This is a genomic window from Blautia sp. HCN-1074, from assembly GCF_037890165.1.
Lineage (GTDB): Bacteria > Bacillota > Clostridia > Lachnospirales > Lachnospiraceae > Blautia_A.
On the sequence record NZ_JBBKBP010000030.1, the window covers coordinates 34329 to 54841 of the forward strand.

The window sequence follows — 20513 nt, forward strand, 5'->3', positions numbered from 1 at the left end:
GATGAGAAAAATTGAAGATATCACAGACAATTTACCGCCGATGTTATCAGGAAAAGAGCTAATATCCGCTTTAAGTGTTCTGCCAGAGTATAATCCAGAGATTGTAAATGCAAGTGCAGCAGAGCGGTTAATGGCACTATCTGATATATATAGAATCTATGTTCCGTCAAAGATGTCGCAGGAAATATACAGTAAATTGTACCTTGCTTTAATACGATCACTGCAGAAAAAATGCACAAGTGCCGTTATGCAACAGCAAAGAGAAAATTTCAAGGCAATGCAGCATAAATCCTATAACGGTGGGATTATCGGCGGTTCAGATTCATTTTCGATTATTGGAAGTTCCGGGATAGGGAAAAGTGCATCTGTTTTCCGGGCGATTCAGGTAACGACAGATAGCGAAGTAATAGAAACGGAAAATCCATATGCAAAGATTATTCCTGTTTTGGTCGTGCAAACTCCGTTTGATGCATCTACAAAAGGGTTAATGCTGGAAATTTTGAGAAGAGTTGATGAGATTCTGGGATCGAAATACTATGAAAACGCACATAGAAAGAAATCAACAACAGATACTTTGATTGGTTGTGTGAGCCAGATTGCGTTGAATAATATCGGTTTATTGATACTTGATGAAATACAGAATGTATGCAATTCAAAAAATGGAAGAAATTTGGTTGGAAGTATTACACAGTTAGTCAATAATTCCGGCATTAGTATTTGTTTTGTCGGCACGCCGGAATGTAAAGAGTTCTTTTCTAAGGCGATGCATCTTGCTAGAAGAACAATGGGGCTGCAATATGGCTCTATGGAATATGGAATAGAGTTTATTGCATTCTGTAAGATAATCTTTCAGTATCAGTACATGGAAAGACATGTAGAAATCACAGATAAGATTATTGAATGGCTGTATGAACATTCAAACGGCAATGTATCTATGGTGGTAGCGATTTTGCATGATGCACAGGAAATCGGCATTCTTGCAAGTGAGAAAGAGTTGACATTGGATTTATTGGAAAAGGCATATAACAATCGTATGGAGCTACTGCATGATTATGTAGAATTCGCAACGATACAGAAGCCTCAGAAAACAACCAGAAAGAAAAAGAATAAGCAACAATCAAACGGCGATTTCTCCGTAAACAATAACATCAAAATCGCAGATCTTGTTAAAGAAGCAAAAGAGAGTGGAGCAGATATAGTTGAACTGCTAAAGAAAAATTTGACAGTTGTGGAGGTGTCCGTATGATCTTATATTTGTCGGAAATATATGAAGACGAAACAATGTTCAGTTATCTTTCAAGGGCATATGAAAAAGGCGGTTATATATCACAGATTCAGGCGTTGGGAGAATTTCTAAAAAATCCGAATGAGAGAAGACTGGAATTTGTATTTTGCAATAATCTGTCTACAGAGATTATTGATTATCTGACAAAAAATTGTAAGTGGGAAACCTTTTTACGGAATCATACGTTGTGTAATTATTATGGGCGATACTTAAAAATTGCAAAAAGAAGGGAAGCAATGCAAGCACTTACGCTTCTAAAGGGGAATTATGTTAATTTATTTTCGATTACCCCTATTCGGGACAGAACGGAATATTTGAAGTATTGTCCGATGTGTGTCAAGGAGCATAGAGAAAAATATGGAGAGACATACTGGAATCGGATTCATCAAGTGCCGGAAATCAAAGTATGTCCAAAACATAAATGCAGATTATTTAATAGTACGGTTATATATGATAGGCATAAAGTGTCTGGTTTTGTAACGGCTGAATCTGAAATCACAAATTTAGAATCAGAGAAAGGAACAGAATTAGAATCAAAACTTGCAGAGTATATTGAGGCAATGGTTCGCACACCTGTAAAAATATATGCTAATTTGCAGCCGGGCGAATTTCTTGTGTCGCAAATGAATAATACGCCGTATTTATCGAATAGAGGGCAAGTTATAAATATAACGATTCTATATGAAAAGATGATGGAATTTTATGAAAGTCTGGATAACGGGATTTCTATGAAGTGGCAGATTTCAAAGGTGTTACATGGAGAGAGAATAAATCCGTATGAGATAATTCAAATAGGAGTATTTCTGGGCATTCCGGTAAAAGAGCTAATGGAATGCAGATTGCCATTTAAAAAGCCGGAAGAGGATTTTGACGATAGAGTTATTGAAATGCTTCGTAGTGATATAAGCGCATATCAAATATCAAGAGATTTAGGGGTGTCTAATGCACTTATCAATTTAATTAGGAGCAAACACGGAGTTCCGAATTATAAAGATGATAGATATGTCACAAACAAACGGAACAACAAAGAACAGAAAGTAACTGAATTAAGAAAAATATGGATCAAGACAATGGCACAATATCCAGGATATACATATACACAAATATGTAATATGTCAGAATACAAATCAGAGTTACACTGGTTGAGAAGGAATGATTATGAATGGACGGAGAGATTTTATCCGAAAGCAAAAGAGAGTCGGGTAAAAATCGAACGGATTAAAAAATTGGATAATGAGTATTATCCCAAAATGGAAACTATCATTTCTGAATATAGGGAAAAGGATGGAGAGATGCCAAAGCGGATCACGTTAGGAGCAATAAATAGGGCAGCAGGGTTGAATAATCGGGATTTATATAACATGAAAAAATGCAGAAAAATAGTTGAAAAGTATGAAGAAACTCAAGAAGGATTTTGGGCGAGAAAAATATTCTGGGCAATTTCTATTATTGAAAAAGAGGGAAAGGCGTTGACTTGGAATCATATACATAAAAAAACACATATAAGTGCATCAAATTTTCAAGCTCATGATAAATATTTCAGAGAAAAATTAGGTGATGAAGTTATTGACGCAATCAGTCCGAGGTAGAGAAATATTTTAAAAAGTATCAAAACAGAAGAGAATCATAGTATAGCTTCTGTTATCCTGTGCTATAATAAAACAATAGTTACCAGCACGACAAAGAATTTTGCCAAATGGCATAGGAGGGATTGGATGAAAGCACATAAAGTTCCAGCAACATATTTTTCTTCATGGAAAACGCCGGGAACAAAACACAGTTTTTATGTTTTTTATAAATCTGATGTAAATAAAAAAGGAAATAGTAAAAGTTACAAAGATGTTGATAACATAACTCAGGAGCACGCCTACTTTATGGAAGAAGATTTCTATTATTTAGATATAAAAAAAGTTCCTGGATTATTGTATAAACTATCAGATGAAATCAATGATTTTTTGCAAGAGCGAGATTATAAGATCGAATGCCCGGATTTTCTGGCAGAAGATAAGGAAGCAGAGGCAGAGTACCCAATTATTGAAATAAAAAATTATGATGACCTTATGCGTTGTTGGAGAGATATAGATAAATGGATGATTAAAGATACGGATGGTAAAGCTATTGAAAATGATATGTTTTCAAGGGACTTACATGATTATCTATTTGAAAAAATTGGGATAATTGTTGAAGAAACGTATTTTGCAAATAATTTAGAACCCAAATGGAATAACATCAAGAAAGAAATAGAAAAACAAAGAAAATTAGGTGATGATTTTTGCTTAAGTAATAAAGCGGATTTCCTAGAATTTTTTGTTATTCAATATCTTAGAGTGAATGATTTTATGACGGATGATATTGAACCGGTAGTAAACATGTTTAAAGAGGTATTTTCTTCTATGGGGTTTGAGAATCCTGAATTAGAGGAAATGAAAGAAGATGGGTTGTTAGCGTCGGAATCCTTTTTTTATGGAACATTATTGGATGTTGCAAGGGGAGAGAAACAACGACTTCAGAAGTATATAGATTCGATAGAACAAAATTATGTTATGGATTTGCTTAAAGCAGAAGACGGCGTTTCTTTTATAACATCTACATCACCGTGTGTAGTTATGAAAATGATTGGAAAGTTTAAAGTTGAAATGGTTTTTCCAGTATCGCCAAAATATTGTATTCGATTTATCGGAAAGTCCAGTGTGAATAATAGAAGTGGAAAATTTTTTGAAGCTACATCGGATGAGGTTAAATGTATAAATCGAAAAATTATTTCTGAATCAAAAAATATTGTCATAAGTGAATCAGAAAATATATCTGATAGAATCTAAAGCGAGAACATTTTTAGGTGGTTTAAGCGTCTAAGTGATAAGGGCTGAATTTGACTAAGTTAATAAAGGTAAAAATAAGGCTGCAGATTTTGTTCTACAGCCTTATTAAAGTGAAGTATAATCATTGACTTACATGTGAGTTTGTAACGGAGATAAGAACATTCAACTCTTTTTGTAATCTGTGTTGCAGTAAAATTTCGGCACTTTTTGATAAAGTGGGTTGTTTCATTAGCTGGTCGGCAGCAGCTTGTGCGTTAGTACCATAGATAATCGTTTCACCGAAATTCGGACTGGGGATTTTTATAACATCCTCTTCAGCTTTTATTGCAATTTGCTCTAATTTATTGTTTCGTTCTTCACTGGCAGGAAAGTACACCTTCCGATTGTGAGGAATGAATTCTACGGAATATCCTAAAAGTTCTGCAATTTCGACTACCTCTGAAAATTTTATTGTTTCTCTGGCAAGTTTATTTGTTATGTTTTGGGCTGTAGTAGGAGTATCTGGGTGGTTTGTATTCATCTTTTCCACAACCTCTTTTAAAGTATATCCATTCATGGCAAGGAAAGATTTGAAAAAGCGGGAGGGAAAGAGATGTGTATAGTGTATGGATATTGCAGGGTAAGCCGAGCTAAACAGAAGGTTCAAAGACAGATAGATAATATTAAAGCATATAATCCTGATGCTGTAATTATAGCAGAAGCATTTACGGGAACTAAGATGGATCGTCCAAAATGGAGTAATCTTTATAGAAAAGTAAAGTGCAATGATACTATTATATTTGATGAAGTAAGTCGAATGTCAAGAGACGCAGAAGAAGGATTCAAAGTATATAAAGAATTGTATGAACGTGGAGTAAACCTAATATTTTTGAAAGAATCAACATTAAATACAGAAAATTTCCGAAAAACAACGCAGATTGCAATGACTGATACCGATGTAGATTTGATATTAGAAGGCGTTAATAAATATTTGATGAAACTTGCTGAAAATCAAATCAAATCGGCGTTTGAGACTGCACAGCACGAAGTGGATTTTTTACACAAGCGAACGTCAGAAGGTGTGCAACGTGCAATTGCAGAAGGAAAGAGAGTTGGAATTGAAAAAGGACGAAAGCTCGTAACCAAGAAAAGTATTGAAAAGAAAGAAATCATAAGAAAACATTGTAGGGATTTTGGTGGATCACTTAATGACAATGAGTGCATGGTAATGACGGGGTTGTCAAGAAATACCTATTACAAATACAAAAGGGAATTGAAAGGGCAAGGATAAAACAACCTTGCCTTTTCTATCTCTTATATCGGGGGATATAATTACATTTTTGCAGTGCATCTAGGCGTGAACAATTTGCTACGAGGTCTATCTTAGTCTACTATATAAAATTTTGATCTCGAACAATTTTTATTCTTGAATTGCAGTTACAAGTCCATCTTCCAGATATATGTATTTAGTTTTAGAGGATGAGCGATATACCCATTGCTCTCTGACACCGTATTTGGTTGTGGTTTTATTTATATCGGAAGGATCACCCCAAGTGGAATTTTTTACTTCGGCAGCGGTCATTCCGATTTCGGGATCACGCTTTGGCTCTTCTGTGGTAGTCGCTTTTTCATTGGATTCATTATTTTTAGGCTTAGATTTGTCAAACTGTTCTTGTTTCTCTGTATTCCAAGCTATACCAGCTCCGTTTCTAAGTAATCTGAAGGCATAATCGCTTTTTCCTTGATAATTGGTTATACCGTCTGACACGGGAATAGCTTCACCGAATAGCTCTTCTAATTTATTACTTATATTAGAATACTCATCGCCCTGAATATATTCGTTATCATCAAGAGAAAGAGTAATATTAGTGATTGTTGAATTATCCCATCCGAGGAAAATGGAAACAGTTCCAGTATTGTTATATAAAGAACTTTTTCCAACACCTTGAATAAATGATTTAGAATCCCATTGGGTTAAATCTAGTCCGATTTCAGAAATATTTTGACCAATGTATTTCGTACATTCAATAAAATCATCTGGTAAATCAGGAATGGTGAGTTCTACTTCGGGATCGGCAGTAGGTTCAGAAGATGCAATCATTTCATTTTTACTTTCGGTGGCAGTTGTGTCGGCTGTAGATTCTGAAAAAGTTTCGCTTACAGAAGTAGCAACATCTGTTGGTGTTGAATCTGCATCAGAAGTGCCACATCCAGACAAAGAAATGATTATACAAAATATAAAAAAATAAAGAAAAGATTTTTTGTGCATGTTATTATTTACCTCATTAGTATATACTCGTGTTTGTACGGATTACTTTCTAAGTTATAAGAAAAAAGCGTACATTTTATAAATTATTGTATTTAGATAAATGCAGATCGGTTATAATCGCAAGTTTATCTGAATCATTAGCAAGATATAAGCAATCATTTTCTTTTTGCAGCTTATAATTTCCACCTTTATTCCAATGTAAATATCTATGATGATTCGGACACACAACAATCATGTTTCCTGGACGGTCTAAAGAGCCTTCTTCGTCCACACCTTCGGAATTAGGGATTATGTGATGAACTTCTACATAATATCCGTCTAAGGTTTCTATGTTAAAGTAATTATTTTTTTGACAGAGCTGGCAGCGAAAACCATATTCTTTTTTTAGGCGTGAAATGATTTGCTGATTTCTTGTGTAGTGTTCTTGTGTAACTGTTGCCTTATCACGTTCTTTCTCGTAGATCTGCGATATTTCTTCAAATATGTCTGGCTTTTTAAGTGTATGACGATTTTGCTGGAACTGAAATTCAGGATATTCAAAAGCTCTTACCCATATTTCGTAAGATTTTTTGATTCGATTTATTTTGTCTCTCAGGTTACGAGGGGATAAATCGGGATCTTTTAGCAACAGCTTTGTAGTTAAATCATTATATAAAAAAGATTCTTTATCGTTTACAGAGTGAATTAAATGGAATAAACCACTATCACGGAGTTTATCAGCAGTTAAGGTCTTCTTTTTTCCACTCTTTTTTTCATATTCGTTGCAAAATTCTTTTATCTTATGTATTACATGTCCAAAACGTAAGGGTTCATTATAAATATTATTTTTTACTGTACCAATTCTTCGACGAATAACATAATCATTATCACAAAGTGGTTCATGGCAGACTTGACCATTACTTTTGGAAAGAATATATTCTGTTTGCTCAGAACAATATTTACATAATTCTAATACTTTGTCGTTAGCAGAATATTTTAAACCTGGATATATTGCACTAAATATAATGTGGTTTTCATAATCAACCATTTCTTTTTTTAATTGTACAATTTCTTCATTTTCTAATCCTAAATAACACAGACGTATGATTAACTCTTTGGATGCCGCAACTGTTTTTTCGGAGCTATCAATTCCCTCGTAAACAATATTGAGCATGTCATCTAATTCATTTCCATTTAATAAATATTTTTCACGGAATATAGTTCTTTTATCTATGTCATAAGAATGAATCCGATCTATATAATTGATGCTAAAAATGGTTTTTCCATTGGAAATACACCAATTTATATATGTCTTTAATAAACTTTTATCAGAAGCAATATCGTTTGTACCTGTTTTCTGGGCAAAAAAATCAATGAGTTCTTCTTTATTAAAGTCACAGATATCCTTTTGATAATAATTCTCTAAGGATTCAGAAGCATTGAAAATTCTTTGCGTTGACCTTTGAGAATTAAAATTTGATATTTCTGATAAATATAGTTCTTTTTGAAATTGATTATACATTTCCCTGTTTTCCCCTACATATTTGTGCTGATAGCTTAGTAATCTATCTCGCCTAAAAAGTGCGTATGTTAGAACAATGGTGCTTATGTCTGTACTATTTAATTCTAATCTGGTGATAAACTTAAGTCAACATGTTAGTCCAAGATCTTTGAACTAAATAATAAATATTAGTATTTATCGGAAAGGAGGTAAGAGGATGACTTTTAATCAATGTGGCTTTCAGGAGCGCATCAGATTATTAAGAAAGCAAAAAGGCTACACACAGCAGCAGTTGGCTGATATATTCCATCTTTCCAAATCGAATATAAATTACTATGAAAAATCGACAAGAGCACCTTCGCCAGATACGTTTATAAAATATGCGGATGAATTTAATGTGACAATAGATTTTTTATTTGGTAGGGAAAAGTCACCAGACAATATGGTTGATGTAAGCGGATTAACAAAGCAGGAAATTTCTATAATTGAAAATATGATTGATACATTGCGGAAAAAGAATAAGTAAATGATTAGAGTCTGTTTGTTCAGGCTCTTTTTTTATGGGAGAAGATATGATTGTAAGACAGGATTACGAAATTATATTAAAAAAAATTACTATTATATAGAAACGAAGGAAAGTAATGCTTGCCCCGATTGTAATGAAAAAATGAAAGTGCGAGATAGCAGGAAAAGAATAATTTTAGATGAATGCGGAGAAAAATATATTTTTAGTTTGAGGAGATTTCAATGTAGTACATGCAAAAGTATTCACTTAGAATTACCAGATTGCATAATTCCACGCAAAAGATATTCAAGAAATGCTATAAACATAGTTGTAAATGAAAAATGCGATTATTATATTATGGATCAAAGCACAATCTATCGTTGGACACACCCGTTCTGCAATGACAAGGAGATAGCAGATTGATATGATATGAACCTGGGAGGTGTCATTGTGAAAAGAAAAAAATCTATCCTTATTATAGTTTGTTTTTTGTTACTACTGCTTTTTGCATTCATTTTTTTCTTTGGTCGGCAAGGAAAAATAGATAATCCTTTATTGCCAATTGATGAATTGGCAGAAAATTGGAAGGGAAATCAAGACTTACCGAGTAACGGGGAAAATAAAGAAATTGAAATTCTTGGATTTAAAACCCTTGTATTTTATGCAAATCAAACAACTCAAAAAGTTAACTTGTACAATCCAGAGAATAATGATTGCTTATTCAAGCTGAAACTTTATGCAGATGATAGCCAAATATGGGAGTCCGGTTACATTAAACCAAATGATGGTTATTATGATATTGAACTAAATGAGCCGTTGAATATTGGAGAATATGCCGGAAAACTCCTGTACCAATGTTACAAAGAGGATGGAACGCAGCTTAATAGCGCAGTAGTAAGTTTTAAATTAACAGTGAAGGAACAATAGCATGAAAAAAGTTTTTACGGCAATACTTTGTATGGGTATGCTAGTGGTAGGATCGACTACAGCATATGCACAGGACATAGGTTCTTTTGGAGATGGAGGATTTGGCGATACAGCAACCTCTACAATGACTTACGATATCGACAGCACATATATAGTATCTATTCCAGCTACTATCAACATGAATCAAGAAAATAAGCTCACATCAAATATGATGGATATAAAATCAAATGAGCTTGTAGAAGTGTATACAGATCCAACAGTTCAAATGACGAATAAAAATAATATGGAAGCAGCACCGATGGATATGGAAATTGTAACGTCTAATACAGATCTTACTTATAACGGAAGTCCTATAGTTGCACAGTTTATGCAAGGAGCTATGGAAAGCAGCATGACATTCTGGGGAAAACGTCCAGATGCGCAGGGATCAGCAGGACATTATGAAGGAACTTGTGAATTCCATATTCGTATTCGAGAGATGAACTAATTATAAATAAATAGCATAATACAAGGGAGGGCGTGCCAGTGTTGGTATGCCCTTTTAATGTTAGGAGCGAAAGGCTAGGTATATTGAATGCTATAGCAAGGATTTAGTAGAAAGGTATAGTTATTTATGTTACTATAAAATATATGCTAAAAACGAGAGTTTTGTATTTAAAAGGAAGTGACTAATATGTGGGAAATTAACTGGAAAAAGTTTGAAATAAAGAATCCAAAAGCAACAGAAGCATTTGAAACATTGTGTTATTTTTTGTTTTGCCGTAAATTTAATATTACAGAAGGAATTCGGACAGACTTTAATCAAGTTGGTTTGGAAACAGAGCCGGTGAAAGATTCAAATGGAGAATACTGGGGCTTTCAATCAAAATTTTTTGATAAAAAAATAAATTATAATAATATTGCTTCATCTATAGGGAAGGCATTGGAACACTATTCGGATTTGAAGCATATAATTATTTATTTAAATCAAGAGGCGCAAACATCCTGTAAAAATGCACAAGCTATAGAAAAAAGATGTTTGAAAGCTGGTGTATCTGTGGAATGGTTTTTGCCAGAGAATTTTAAAATCAGTTTAAATAATGTGAAAAATCGAGATTTAGCAGAATTTTATTTTGGTGAGACAGATGCAATACGAGTATTATCTGATAGTAAAGATATAAGACTTAATACATTGTTGCAGTCTAAAGAGTATGTTGAATTAAAATTGCAAAAGCAAACTAAAAGTATAAAAATAAGCGATTACAGCAATGAAATAATGAAGTCAGCATATAAATTGCACCTTTTTTCTGGGGCAGCAGGATCGGGAAAAAGTGTTTGTATGCGAAAATTATTTAATATTTATGGTGGATTTGAATGTGAAAAAGAAGAGGAACAGCAAAAAGTAATAAATGAAACGGGTGCATTATGTATATTTGTTAGCCTTAACAAAACGTCGTTGGACTCACTAGAGAATATTATTTATGCATATAAAAATTTCTATTCACTTAATAATCAATATAATAAATTTATATATTTGCTTGATGGATTAGATGAAGTTCCAAACAGTTCCATAACGGGAACAATATTATTTATCGAGGAACTTCTGGAAAAAGAATCAACCAAAAAGGTTATTATATCTAGCAGATTGTCGAGTAATAATAAGATTGTGTTAAAAACGACATTTTCGGATGTGTCAGAATATACAATTGAAAATCTGGAACAGAAAGAAATTGAGGAATATTTTAAAAATAAGAACGATGAAAAAAAGACAGAGAGATTGAAGGAGTTACATAAAAAAATTCCTCATTTGTACGACAATGTAACCGATATATTGACGCTTGCGATGCTTTGGAAATATATTTTTCAAATAACAGATGCGAATGTTTTTCCCGAACTGATGGAATTAAGTGTGAATGCTACATTAGATGATATTCATCATAGAAAAAATTTAGATACATTAAATTTACCAAATCCAAAAGAAGCAGAAATTATAGAATTAAATAAAAAGTTGGCATTTTATTTGTTTGAGAACGATCAATTTAGCTTTAATCAACAGCAATTGAATAAAGTAATAGGTGAAACATTTCCAAGGTGTGATTATAAATCAGTAAATGAAATTGCTGGATATTTGGCAGATAATTTTTTTGATTCGTCAATTACAGATAACATGCAGACATATGCATATCGTCATAGACGATTTTTGGAGTATTTCACTCTTTTGTCTATTGAAAATAAAATACAGAAGAATATGAATTACTTGCGAGAAAAAAAGATTATAATAAATCAGGATTTATTTGATAATATGTTGATCCCATATTTGCACAGTAAGGCGATAAAAAATCAAGATTTACCCTTATCTTTTGAAGCAGGCTTATTTAATGTGTATATGGGAAATGATAAGGCATGGGGAGTAGAAAAGAATTTTTACTATTGGTCGATTTGGATTGTTTATGCGATTGCTGCATTACCAGATCACATTTTTCAAAATTTAGTAGAAGATAGTAGTCTTCCGATTTCTAATTTCTTTACTTTGATGCCAGAAAAGTTAATCTCTATCGCCAGAGAAAATGATAAACCAAAATACAATTCAGATTTCAACCAATATTATTTGAATTTTGTGCTTCTTATTTCATTACTACATAAGTTCCAAAAGAATGAATGGTTGAATAAAATGCTGGCGAAATATGATGAGTTTAAAGAAATTTGTATGGAAAAAGGAATTCTCTTCAACACTACATCAAATAAAGAAAATAATTTAGTGTGGGAAAGTATTTTTTATATAGAAACCGTTATCTATAGCGAGAGTATAGATAAATATGCAGATTTCTTTATTGAGAATGTCAATGGGGAAATAGATTCAATCATGAAAGAATATGTAGGTACAGAAATACATGCTGCAAGAGGATTCTATTATAATTTATTGCTTTTTCATCCAAAGAAATGTACGGAGATTATTTCACGAATGAGTATGAATCAAATAAGTTTATTCATATTTGCAGCAGTGAAAGCAGAGTGCTTACCTATAATTTATGAAAATTCTGAAATTAAAGAAGCTCTTACTAAAAAATTGAATTGCGTTATAGAAGGATCAGGGTTAGGAACAACATTATGTTTAAGCATGAAAAAAATGCTAGGAGGTACATTATCAGAGATTGAAAAAACGGAAGTGTCTTCTTATTTAAAAGAAAATCCTTTTAGGGAAACTTCCGTCTTTTGGAAGGAATGTTCTGATGCGACTGGATTTATTTTATCAATATTTGATGATCTAATAGATATTGTTCCGATCGATTCGAGTGTGAGACAATATATTGAGGCGTATAAGAAATACATGAGTCTGTTGGAAAATAAGATTACAATTTCAGGATTTGTTAGTGCGGTAAGAGATTATTTGAATAGAAAATCGAATGCGATTTATTGTATACGGATTTTATTAGGCAAAGCGTTAGCTGTATGCTCAGACGATGATCTTCTGATCAAAGGAACAATGGATTATTTAAATTATAATATGAAAAACGGTGGATTATATATAGTTTATCATATGATGAAGTTACATAATCTGAACAGATTTAAAAAATTAGCAACTAATTCTGTACTAAAGGTGTTGAATGATCCTGAAAACTATCGGGATATAGGCTACGAAAGCACAAGTGATGTAATGTTTATGTTAGCATTTATTATTTCTGAAATTGATGAGAAAGTTTCCTGTGAAATATTATTGCAAGGAATTTGCAATGGAATGCTACGTATGAATGAAAGAAAAGATACTATTGGAGATTACAAACTATTAGAAGGATTGGAGGAACTTCTTAAAAATAACTGGCTTTCGGAACAACAATTGAAAGAGTATTTAGATCGAATTGTTTTAATTGCAAATAAAATGGATATATATCATATAGATAATGATGTTCATGGACAACTTATAGAAATGCTCTTAAAATATGATTTTGAAATGGCTGAATATTATTATAGAGAAATAGAAGGAAAGATAGGGATTTATAATGAAATCCATTTTCGATTTGCTGAAGGATTGGCATATAGAGGTAGAAAAATAGAAGATATTGAGAATGTTCTCTATAATATGGTAGATTCTTATGACAATTATTTTGGTAAATTAGGAAAAGAAGGAAATGACTACAAAATAAGAATATATCTTTATCTTGCAACGTGTGATTTTTATTCGGAAAATGAAAAAAATGAATGTTTTAAAAAGGTGTGTGAAGAATTAGAACATTTAGAGGAGAAAGGATGGGAGAAAGAACTAGGTTCTGCGGAATATGAAATTTATGTAGATTTGTGTAATAAATATGATATGGAAAATGATGTACACAAGGCTAAAGAATATAGTTTTGATTCTGTAGAAAAAAGAAATGAACTGAACAGCTTGAATGAGATCAAAAAGGTAAAATCCATTGATGAATTAAAAGCGTTTATAGAAAAAATGAATCAAGAAATCAGAGTTGACAATTTAGAAAGCAATCAGATGCTTGTACAAAAATGCATTGATTTAAACGGAAATATAAATGATATTTTGAACCTGATGAAAAAGCAATATTATCCTAGTTCTATAAATGGTTCAGCAAATGGCATGAATTTTTGGATGACGGTTGTGGCAGCATTACAAAATCCGAAAGCAAAAGGAAGTATGATGAGATATCTTCTGGAGCAGGGAGGTGGTCATGATGGCTTTAGTGAACTAATTAAGGTATTTGGAGAAATGAAAAATAAGAACATATGCATAAGAACATTTAATATAATGCTTAATTGTGTGGAATTTTTGCTGTATGATTAAAAGCGATAAAACATTGAAATTTGTATAAAAATTAGCTATAATATCATAGCAAGGTTTATACTATGTAAAGGGCAAACTTCATTATCCTGAAAAAGGTAAAAATGATTAGCGTCCAGCTGAAAAAATTAAACCTTGAGATATGGGAATTTTACTCATATCCCAAGGTTTTTTAATTTTCCCACATAGTAAAAACCCCGAAAACACGGTGATTTTCAAATAAAATATTGATTTTATTTAGTTTCCCGATTGCTGAAATCAGCAAAGGGAGCAGATTTGAGAAAAATGAATAAGGATAATTTGAATTGTCCTTTCGAGGATAGTCAACTTTTTCAAAAACATCAGGGTGAAGAGAGCAGCCTGACTCTGATAAAAAATAATTCGTGAATATAACGAAAAAGACCTCCGTTTTACCGGGGGTCTTTTTGTGATTATGTAGAAAATTACAGAATTGGAAAACACATCTTGAAATGGTAAAATTTTTCAACTATAATCGCTCTGATATCTGATAAACGATCAGGTAAAAGACAGGAAAAAACTAATTTTAAGAAAGGACTGGAGGGTTTATTGGAATGCAGACAGACATGACAGTTGGGAAACCAATGAAGATGATACTAGATTTTACGATACCTGTATTTATAGGTAATGTATTCCAGCAGTTTTACAACATGGCAGATGCCATAATCGTGGGGAAATTTGTAGGAACAAAAGGATTGGCAGCAGTAGGTTCTACGGGAACGATCATGTTCCTCATTATAGGATTTCTTACAGGACTGACAGCCGGGTTTACGGTTCTCACTTCACAGAAATTCGGTGCGGGAAAGATGGATGAGATGCGGCAGTCTGTGGGAAATGCGGCGTTGTTATCTATCATTATTTCAGTTATCATGACGGCAGTCAGTATGTTGGGAATGCACTCATTATTGACGTTAATGCATACGCCGGAGGATATTTTTAAGGATGCATATACTTATATCATGATTATCTGTGGCGGTATTTTTGCTCAGGTGTTATATAACATTCTGGCAAGTATTCTGAGAGCATTAGGTAACAGTAAAACACCATTGTATTTTCTGATACTTGCGGCACTTTTGAATGTGGCACTTGACTTAATATTTATTATTGCTTTCCATATGGGTGTGGCAGGCGCTGCATGGGCCACGATCACAGCGCAGGGAGTATCTGGACTGCTTTGCCTGGTTTATATTATAAAATGTATGCCGGAATTAAGATTAAAGAGAGATGACTGGAGATTCCGCTCTGGAATTGCCAAGAACGAAATTCTTGTCGGTATTCCTATGGGACTTCAGTATTCTATTACAGCGATCGGAACGATGATGGTTCAGTCTGCATTAAATATTCTTGGTTCTTATGCGGTAGCCGCATTTACGGCTGGAAATAAGATTGAAAATATCTTTACCCAGGCATATGTTGCAATCGGTACAACGATGGCTACATACAATGCACAGAATATCGGTGCACGTAAGCTTGACAGAGTAAGACAAGGATTTAACTGTGCGCATATTATTGGAATTATTTATGCGATCGTGACAGGTGTGATCATATTTTTCTTTGGAAAATATCTCTCATACTTGTTTATTTCAGATAACGCAGTAGAGGTTATTCCGATGGTTGATATTTATGTTAAATGTGTTGCAGTATTTTTTATTCCTTTACATTTTGTCAATGCACTGCGAAATGGTATCCAAGGTATGGGATACGGACTGCTCCCTATGCTGGCTGGTGTAGCTGAGCTTGCAGGTCGTGGAATCACTGCGATGATCGCGGCAGCACATAAGAGTTATTTTGGAGCATGTATGGCCAGTCCGATGGCATGGGTATTGGCAGGAGGATTGCTCATCATTATGTATTTCTATGTCATGAAAGACATGAAACGCAGACTTGATTTATAGAATAAAAAATGATACCGGTGACTGTGAAAACCTTGAACAGTTTCCGGTTATCTTTTTTTATAGGATTGTTTAGAAAAAAATTAAAAAAATTTAAGAAAAAAGTGAATAGTACATGCAAACTGGAAGAATTATGTTATAATGAGAAAGCTGATACAGGCAAGTTATAGATTACTGTTCAAAAGTTTTGTTTCGGATGCTGTATTTTCCGGAATAAAATGAACGGTAATACTTATATTGAGGAGAAAATAGATGGGCAACAAAGAGGAAAGAAGTAACAAAGCCTCGGATGGCAATGTAGAAACAACAGGCAGACATCGTAAATCTGCAAGGCCGGGAAAAATCACTTATGTACCGATTAATGATGAAGATCTTGCACCTTATGAACCGCCTGTCAGGAAGAAGCATAAAGCTTTAAAAATAACAGGAATTACTGCTGCAATGATCCTGGTAAGTGCAGGTGCTGCATATGCGGGCATGTCATACTATTATTCAGATAAGTTTTTTGAGGGAACCTCAATCAATGGAATTAACTGTTCCGGAAAAACTGCTTATGAGGCAGAACAGTTAATTGCAAAGACAGTGGAGAATTATTCCATAGAAGTTGATTCAAGAAATCTGGATCCGCAGACGATAAGCGGAGATCAGATTGGATATAGCTATGTTTCCGATGGAAGTGTATTGAAACTTCTAAAAGATCAGAAACCATACGAATGGATTCGTGGCTTATTTGAAAAAAAGAGCTACACAACAGCAGAGAATACGACATATGATAAAGAAAAAATGAAAGAACAGGTCAGGGAGCTTAACTGTGCGCAGGAAGAGAATCAGGTTGCACCTGAGAATGCATATGTCGCATATGGAGATTCTCAGTTTGAAATCGTTCCTGAGACAGAGGGAAGCGAATTAAACCTTCGGGAAGCCTATAATGCACTTTCAGAAGCTGTTTCCGGAAATGAGGCATCTGTTGATTTTGACAGCAATCCTGACGTGTACGTAAAGGCAGATGTGACGAGCGATGATCCAGATCTGCTGGCATCCCTTGATGCATGCAATAATTTTACGAAAGCAAATATTACCTACACTTTCGGGGATGAGACGGTGACCCTGGATGGAAATACAGTAAAAGACTGGCTGAACTTTGACGAAAAAGGTCAGCTTATTATGGATGATGCATCTTTCCAGCAGCATATTGCAGATTACGTGGCTCAGCTTGCTGCGGCGCATGATACAGTGGGCACAGAGAGAGAGTTCCAGACAACAAGCGGACGAACAGTCAGCGTCTACGGCTCTGCATATGGATGGCAGATAGACCAGGCTTCCGAGGTGGCAGAACTGACACAGGAGATTCAGTCAGGAATACAGACTACCAGAGAACCGGTATATTCTATGACAGCGAATGCACATGGTTATAATGATATTGGAAATACTTACATTGAAGTTGATCTGAGCGAACAGCATATGTACTATTATCAGAATGGAGAGGATATTTTTGAATCTGATATTGTTTCCGGTGATATGAGATACGCTGACCGTCAGACTCCGGCAGGTATTTATACACTTTATTATAAAAAGAGTCCTGATGTGCTCAGAGGTAAACAGCTTGCAAATGGTAAATATGAATATGAGGCGAAAGTAAATTATTGGATGCCGTTTAACGGTGGCATCGGATTCCATGATGCAAACTGGCAGCCATATTTTGGCGGTGACCGCTTTATGGAAGGTGGTTCACATGGATGTATCAATATGCCTCCGGATAAAGCGGCAGAACTTTATAATATCATTGATTATAATGTACCGATCGTATGTTTCTATTGATAATATTTTCGGGGCTGTTGTGAGAAGCAATAGTCCCGGATTTTTATAAAAAGAAAATGGTTCTCCAGATTAGAGTATGTTTGAAAAAACAGTCATTTCAGCAATTAACATGTTCTTGGGCTGGAGACGGAAGGGAGATTATTTATGGGTAATATGGATTCTTTGGATCTGATATTGACAGTAGCTGCTTTTATAGTTGGCATAATGCTTCTGACAGGACATGGAGACATTTTTATGAAAGGTGGAAATGCAGATGTCCGTAAGAAACTATATGATGAGAAAAAGATGGCAAAGGGATGTGGAATAGCACTTATTCTGATTGGCGTTATTTCAGCGGTAGATATGTTTACTACAGGACTGGTCTTTAAAATTGCATACATAGTGGTATTATTAATCATTATTATCGGCCTTTTGTATTTCTTAAGAGTAAAATGTAAGAAATAAACGAAGTTATGAACATATAACTTTTGGCAGAAGAGCGAATAATTCAGTGGTTGTACATATTTAACAAATATAAAAGGAATCGCTTTATAACCGGTTTGCATCGTGCCGGCTCAAATGCGGTTCTTTTTATGTATTAGCGTTCTGGAGAATTTTATGATAAGATAAGAGAAATGAGATAATGAAAGGTGAAACTTATTAAATTATGCTTGAAGAAATTGTATCTCCTCTGGTAGAATGGTACAGAGAAAATAAAAGAATTCTGCCATGGAGAGATAAGAATAATGCTTATTATACGTGGGTATCAGAAATTATGCTTCAACAAACCCGGGTGGAAGCAGTAAAGCCATACTTCCAGAGATTTATCACAGAACTTCCGGATATAGAAGCTCTGGCAGAGTGTCCGGAGGAGAAGCTTCTGAAGCTATGGGAAGGATTGGGATATTACAATCGCGTCCGAAATATGCAGGAAGCAGCTCGTACTGTAAAAAATGAATATAATGGCAGATTGCCTGAAGACTATCAGGCACTTTTGTCGTTAAAGGGAATAGGAAGTTATACAGCTGGTGCTATCGCTTCTATTGCATATGGGATTGCAGTTCCGGCAGTAGACGGAAATGTACTTCGTGTAATTTCCAGAATTACAGAGAGTACGGAAGATATCAGCAAACAATCTGTCCGTAAGAAAATAGAGCAGCAGTTACAGCAGATCATGCCGTCAGAATGCCCGGGAGATTTTAATCAGGCATTGATGGAACTTGGTGCGGTAGTATGTGTCCCGAATGGTCAGGCAAAGTGTGAAGAATGTCCTGTTGTATCTGCCTGTCTGGCATGTAGACATGACAAGGTAGAGGGTATTCCTGTAAAAGCCCCTAAGAAAGCCAGAACTCTGGAAGATAAAACAGTATTTATCATTCAGGATGGAGAATATACAGCTATCAGAAAAAGACCGGAAAAAGGACTTTTGGCAGGATTATATGAATTGCCAAATGTTATGGGACATCTGGAAAGGAAAGAAGCCCTTTCCTATGTAGAGAGTCTTGGACTTGAACCTTTATATATAGAGAAACTTCCACCTGCGAAACATATTTTTTCTCATATTGAGTGGAGAATGCAGGCATACAGGATAAAGGTGTCATCTCTGAAAAAAACACAGGACAAAGAGATTATTTTTGCAAATAAGAAACAGTCAGGTAAACAATACGCAATTCCATCTGCTTTTGGAGCGTATGCAAAATATATCAAGGAGGATACAACAAGATGAAACTGTTAAGTATTGCGATTCCATGCTATAATTCTCAGGATTATATGGAAAAATGTATAGAGTCATTATTAGTAGGCGGAGAGGAAGTAGAGATTCTGGTAGTAGATGACGGATCTTCGGACAGAACTGCAGAGATTGCAGATGCCTATGCGGCGAAATATCCTACGATCATAAAGGCTATCCATCAGGAGAATGGTGGACATGGAGAAGCTGTCAATGCAGGAATCAGAAACGCGACAGGTTTATATTTTAAAGTAGTAGACAGTGATGACTGGGTAAATAAAGAAGCGTATATTAAGATTCTGGAAACTTTATACGAGTTACTCAGAGGACCGCAGACAGTTGATCTTCTGATCAGCAATTTCGTATATGAGAAACAGGGAGCAACACATAAAAAAGTAATGCAGTACCGCAGATGTCTTCCTCAGGACAGAGTATTCGGATGGGAAGAAGTAAAACATATGCCAAAGGGAAAATACCTCCTGATGCATTCCATGATCTACCGTACCAAATTGCTTCAGGAGTGTGGACTGGAATTACCGAAGCATACATTCTATGTAGATAATCTGTTTGCATTTGAGCCGCTTCCATATGTTAAGAACCTGTATTATCTGGACGTTAATTTCTACCGCTACTTTATCGGCAGAGATGACCAATCCGTAAACGAGAAAGTAATGATCAAACGAATTGACCAGCAGATTCGTGTAAATAAGCTGATGGTAGACGCATATATTAATTGCGGAAATATCAATAAACGCCTGAAAACGTATATGTTCAGTTATCTGGATATCATAACAACGATTTCTTCTATTATGCTGATACGTGCTAATACAGAGGAATCTCTGCAGAAGAAGAAAGAACTTCTGGAATATATTAAAACGCAGAATAAACTGGTATACAGAAAATTACGCCACAGTCTTTTTGGAAGAGTAATGAACCTGCCTGGAAAGGGTGGAAGAAAGATGTCAGTGGCAGCCTATAAGATCAGCCAGAAATTCTATGGATTTAATTAATTGAATGACCGCGCGTCGCATTCTCGTTACTTCAGTGA

The 20513-nt window shown here is 34.5% G+C and carries 17 protein-coding genes; 14 read left to right on the forward strand and 3 right to left on the reverse strand.

The window, feature by feature from the left end:
- Position 1: 1 nt before the first annotated feature.
- The 3 genes from WKT11_RS17820 to WKT11_RS17830 all read left to right on the forward strand — a co-directional run bounded on the left by WKT11_RS17820 (position 2) and on the right by WKT11_RS17830 (position 4104).
- Positions 2–1246, forward strand: a complete 1245-nt coding sequence (locus WKT11_RS17820; RefSeq protein ID WP_138277172.1) for a TniB family NTP-binding protein — start codon at positions 2–4, stop codon at positions 1244–1246.
- Complete coding sequence (locus WKT11_RS17825) at positions 1243–2874, forward strand: TnsD family Tn7-like transposition protein (protein WP_340285320.1); 1632 nt, start codon at positions 1243–1245, stop codon at positions 2872–2874. Before WKT11_RS17820 ends, WKT11_RS17825 begins: the two co-directional genes overlap by 4 nt.
- A 126-nt stretch (positions 2875–3000) precedes the next feature.
- Positions 3001–4104, forward strand: coding sequence for a DUF4238 domain-containing protein (locus tag WKT11_RS17830; RefSeq protein WP_138277174.1), 1104 nt, complete (start codon positions 3001–3003; stop codon positions 4102–4104).
- Positions 4105–4225: 121 nt separating this feature from the next.
- Here the strand turns inward: WKT11_RS17830 and WKT11_RS17835 are convergent, their stop codons facing one another.
- On the reverse strand, positions 4226–4633 hold the full coding sequence (locus WKT11_RS17835) for a hypothetical protein (protein ID WP_138277175.1): 408 nt from the start codon (positions 4631–4633) through the stop codon (positions 4226–4228).
- 63 nt (positions 4634–4696) lie between these two features.
- Between WKT11_RS17835 and WKT11_RS17840 the strand changes: the two genes are divergently transcribed.
- The gene (locus WKT11_RS17840) at positions 4697–5374 is read left to right on the forward strand and encodes a recombinase family protein (RefSeq protein ID WP_174235846.1); all 678 of its coding nucleotides are present in this window, start codon (positions 4697–4699) and stop codon (positions 5372–5374) included.
- Between the two features lie 129 nt (positions 5375–5503).
- On the opposite strand, the gene WKT11_RS17845 is transcribed toward WKT11_RS17840, so the two are convergent.
- Together WKT11_RS17845 and WKT11_RS17850 are read right to left on the reverse strand one after the other, a co-directional pair.
- Complete coding sequence (locus WKT11_RS17845) at positions 5504–6352, reverse strand: hypothetical protein (protein ID WP_138277176.1); 849 nt, start codon at positions 6350–6352, stop codon at positions 5504–5506.
- Between the two features lie 76 nt (positions 6353–6428).
- A complete protein-coding gene (locus WKT11_RS17850; protein ID WP_138277177.1) occupies positions 6429–7853 on the reverse strand; it encodes an HNH endonuclease in 1425 nt (474 codons plus the stop codon).
- A 196-nt stretch (positions 7854–8049) separates the two neighbouring features.
- On the opposite strand from WKT11_RS17850, the gene WKT11_RS17855 reads away from it, so the two are divergent.
- The 10 genes from WKT11_RS17855 (at position 8050) to WKT11_RS17895 (ending at position 20475) form a co-directional block, all read left to right on the forward strand.
- Positions 8050–8358 carry a helix-turn-helix domain-containing protein gene (locus WKT11_RS17855; RefSeq protein ID WP_138277178.1) on the forward strand — a complete coding sequence of 103 codons (309 nt, stop codon included), beginning with the start codon at positions 8050–8052 and terminating at the stop codon, positions 8356–8358.
- Complete coding sequence (locus tag WKT11_RS20110; protein ID WP_445291955.1) at positions 8359–8760, forward strand: DUF6431 domain-containing protein; 402 nt, start codon at positions 8359–8361, stop codon at positions 8758–8760. It abuts the gene before it with no gap.
- 27 nt (positions 8761–8787) lie between these two features.
- Entirely contained in the window at positions 8788–9264 is a 477-nt protein-coding gene (locus WKT11_RS17860; protein ID WP_340285333.1) for a hypothetical protein, read from the forward strand.
- 31 nt (positions 9265–9295) lie between these two features.
- Positions 9296–9751, forward strand: coding sequence for a hypothetical protein (locus tag WKT11_RS17865; RefSeq protein ID WP_340285335.1), 456 nt, complete (start codon positions 9296–9298; stop codon positions 9749–9751).
- A gap of 186 nt (positions 9752–9937) precedes the next feature.
- Entirely contained in the window at positions 9938–14032 is a 4095-nt protein-coding gene (locus WKT11_RS17870) for an NACHT domain-containing protein (protein ID WP_340285338.1), read from the forward strand.
- A 569-nt stretch (positions 14033–14601) separates the two neighbouring features.
- Positions 14602–15942: an MATE family efflux transporter gene (locus WKT11_RS17875; protein WP_340285340.1), complete on the forward strand. Its 1341-nt coding sequence runs from the start codon at positions 14602–14604 to the stop codon at positions 15940–15942.
- 249 nt (positions 15943–16191) lie between these two features.
- On the forward strand, positions 16192–17757 hold the full coding sequence (locus WKT11_RS17880; protein ID WP_340285343.1) for a L,D-transpeptidase family protein: 1566 nt from the start codon (positions 16192–16194) through the stop codon (positions 17755–17757).
- A gap of 144 nt (positions 17758–17901) precedes the next feature.
- Positions 17902–18201: a DUF3784 domain-containing protein gene (locus WKT11_RS17885; RefSeq protein ID WP_242986865.1), complete on the forward strand. Its 300-nt coding sequence runs from the start codon at positions 17902–17904 to the stop codon at positions 18199–18201.
- A 202-nt stretch (positions 18202–18403) separates the two neighbouring features.
- Positions 18404–19462, forward strand: a complete 1059-nt coding sequence (gene mutY / locus WKT11_RS17890) for an A/G-specific adenine glycosylase (RefSeq protein ID WP_340285346.1) — start codon at positions 18404–18406, stop codon at positions 19460–19462.
- Positions 19459–20475: a glycosyltransferase family 2 protein gene (locus tag WKT11_RS17895; protein WP_340285348.1), complete on the forward strand. Its 1017-nt coding sequence runs from the start codon at positions 19459–19461 to the stop codon at positions 20473–20475. The genes mutY and WKT11_RS17895 overlap by 4 nt, the downstream gene beginning before the upstream one ends.
- Positions 20476–20513 lie beyond the last annotated feature (38 nt).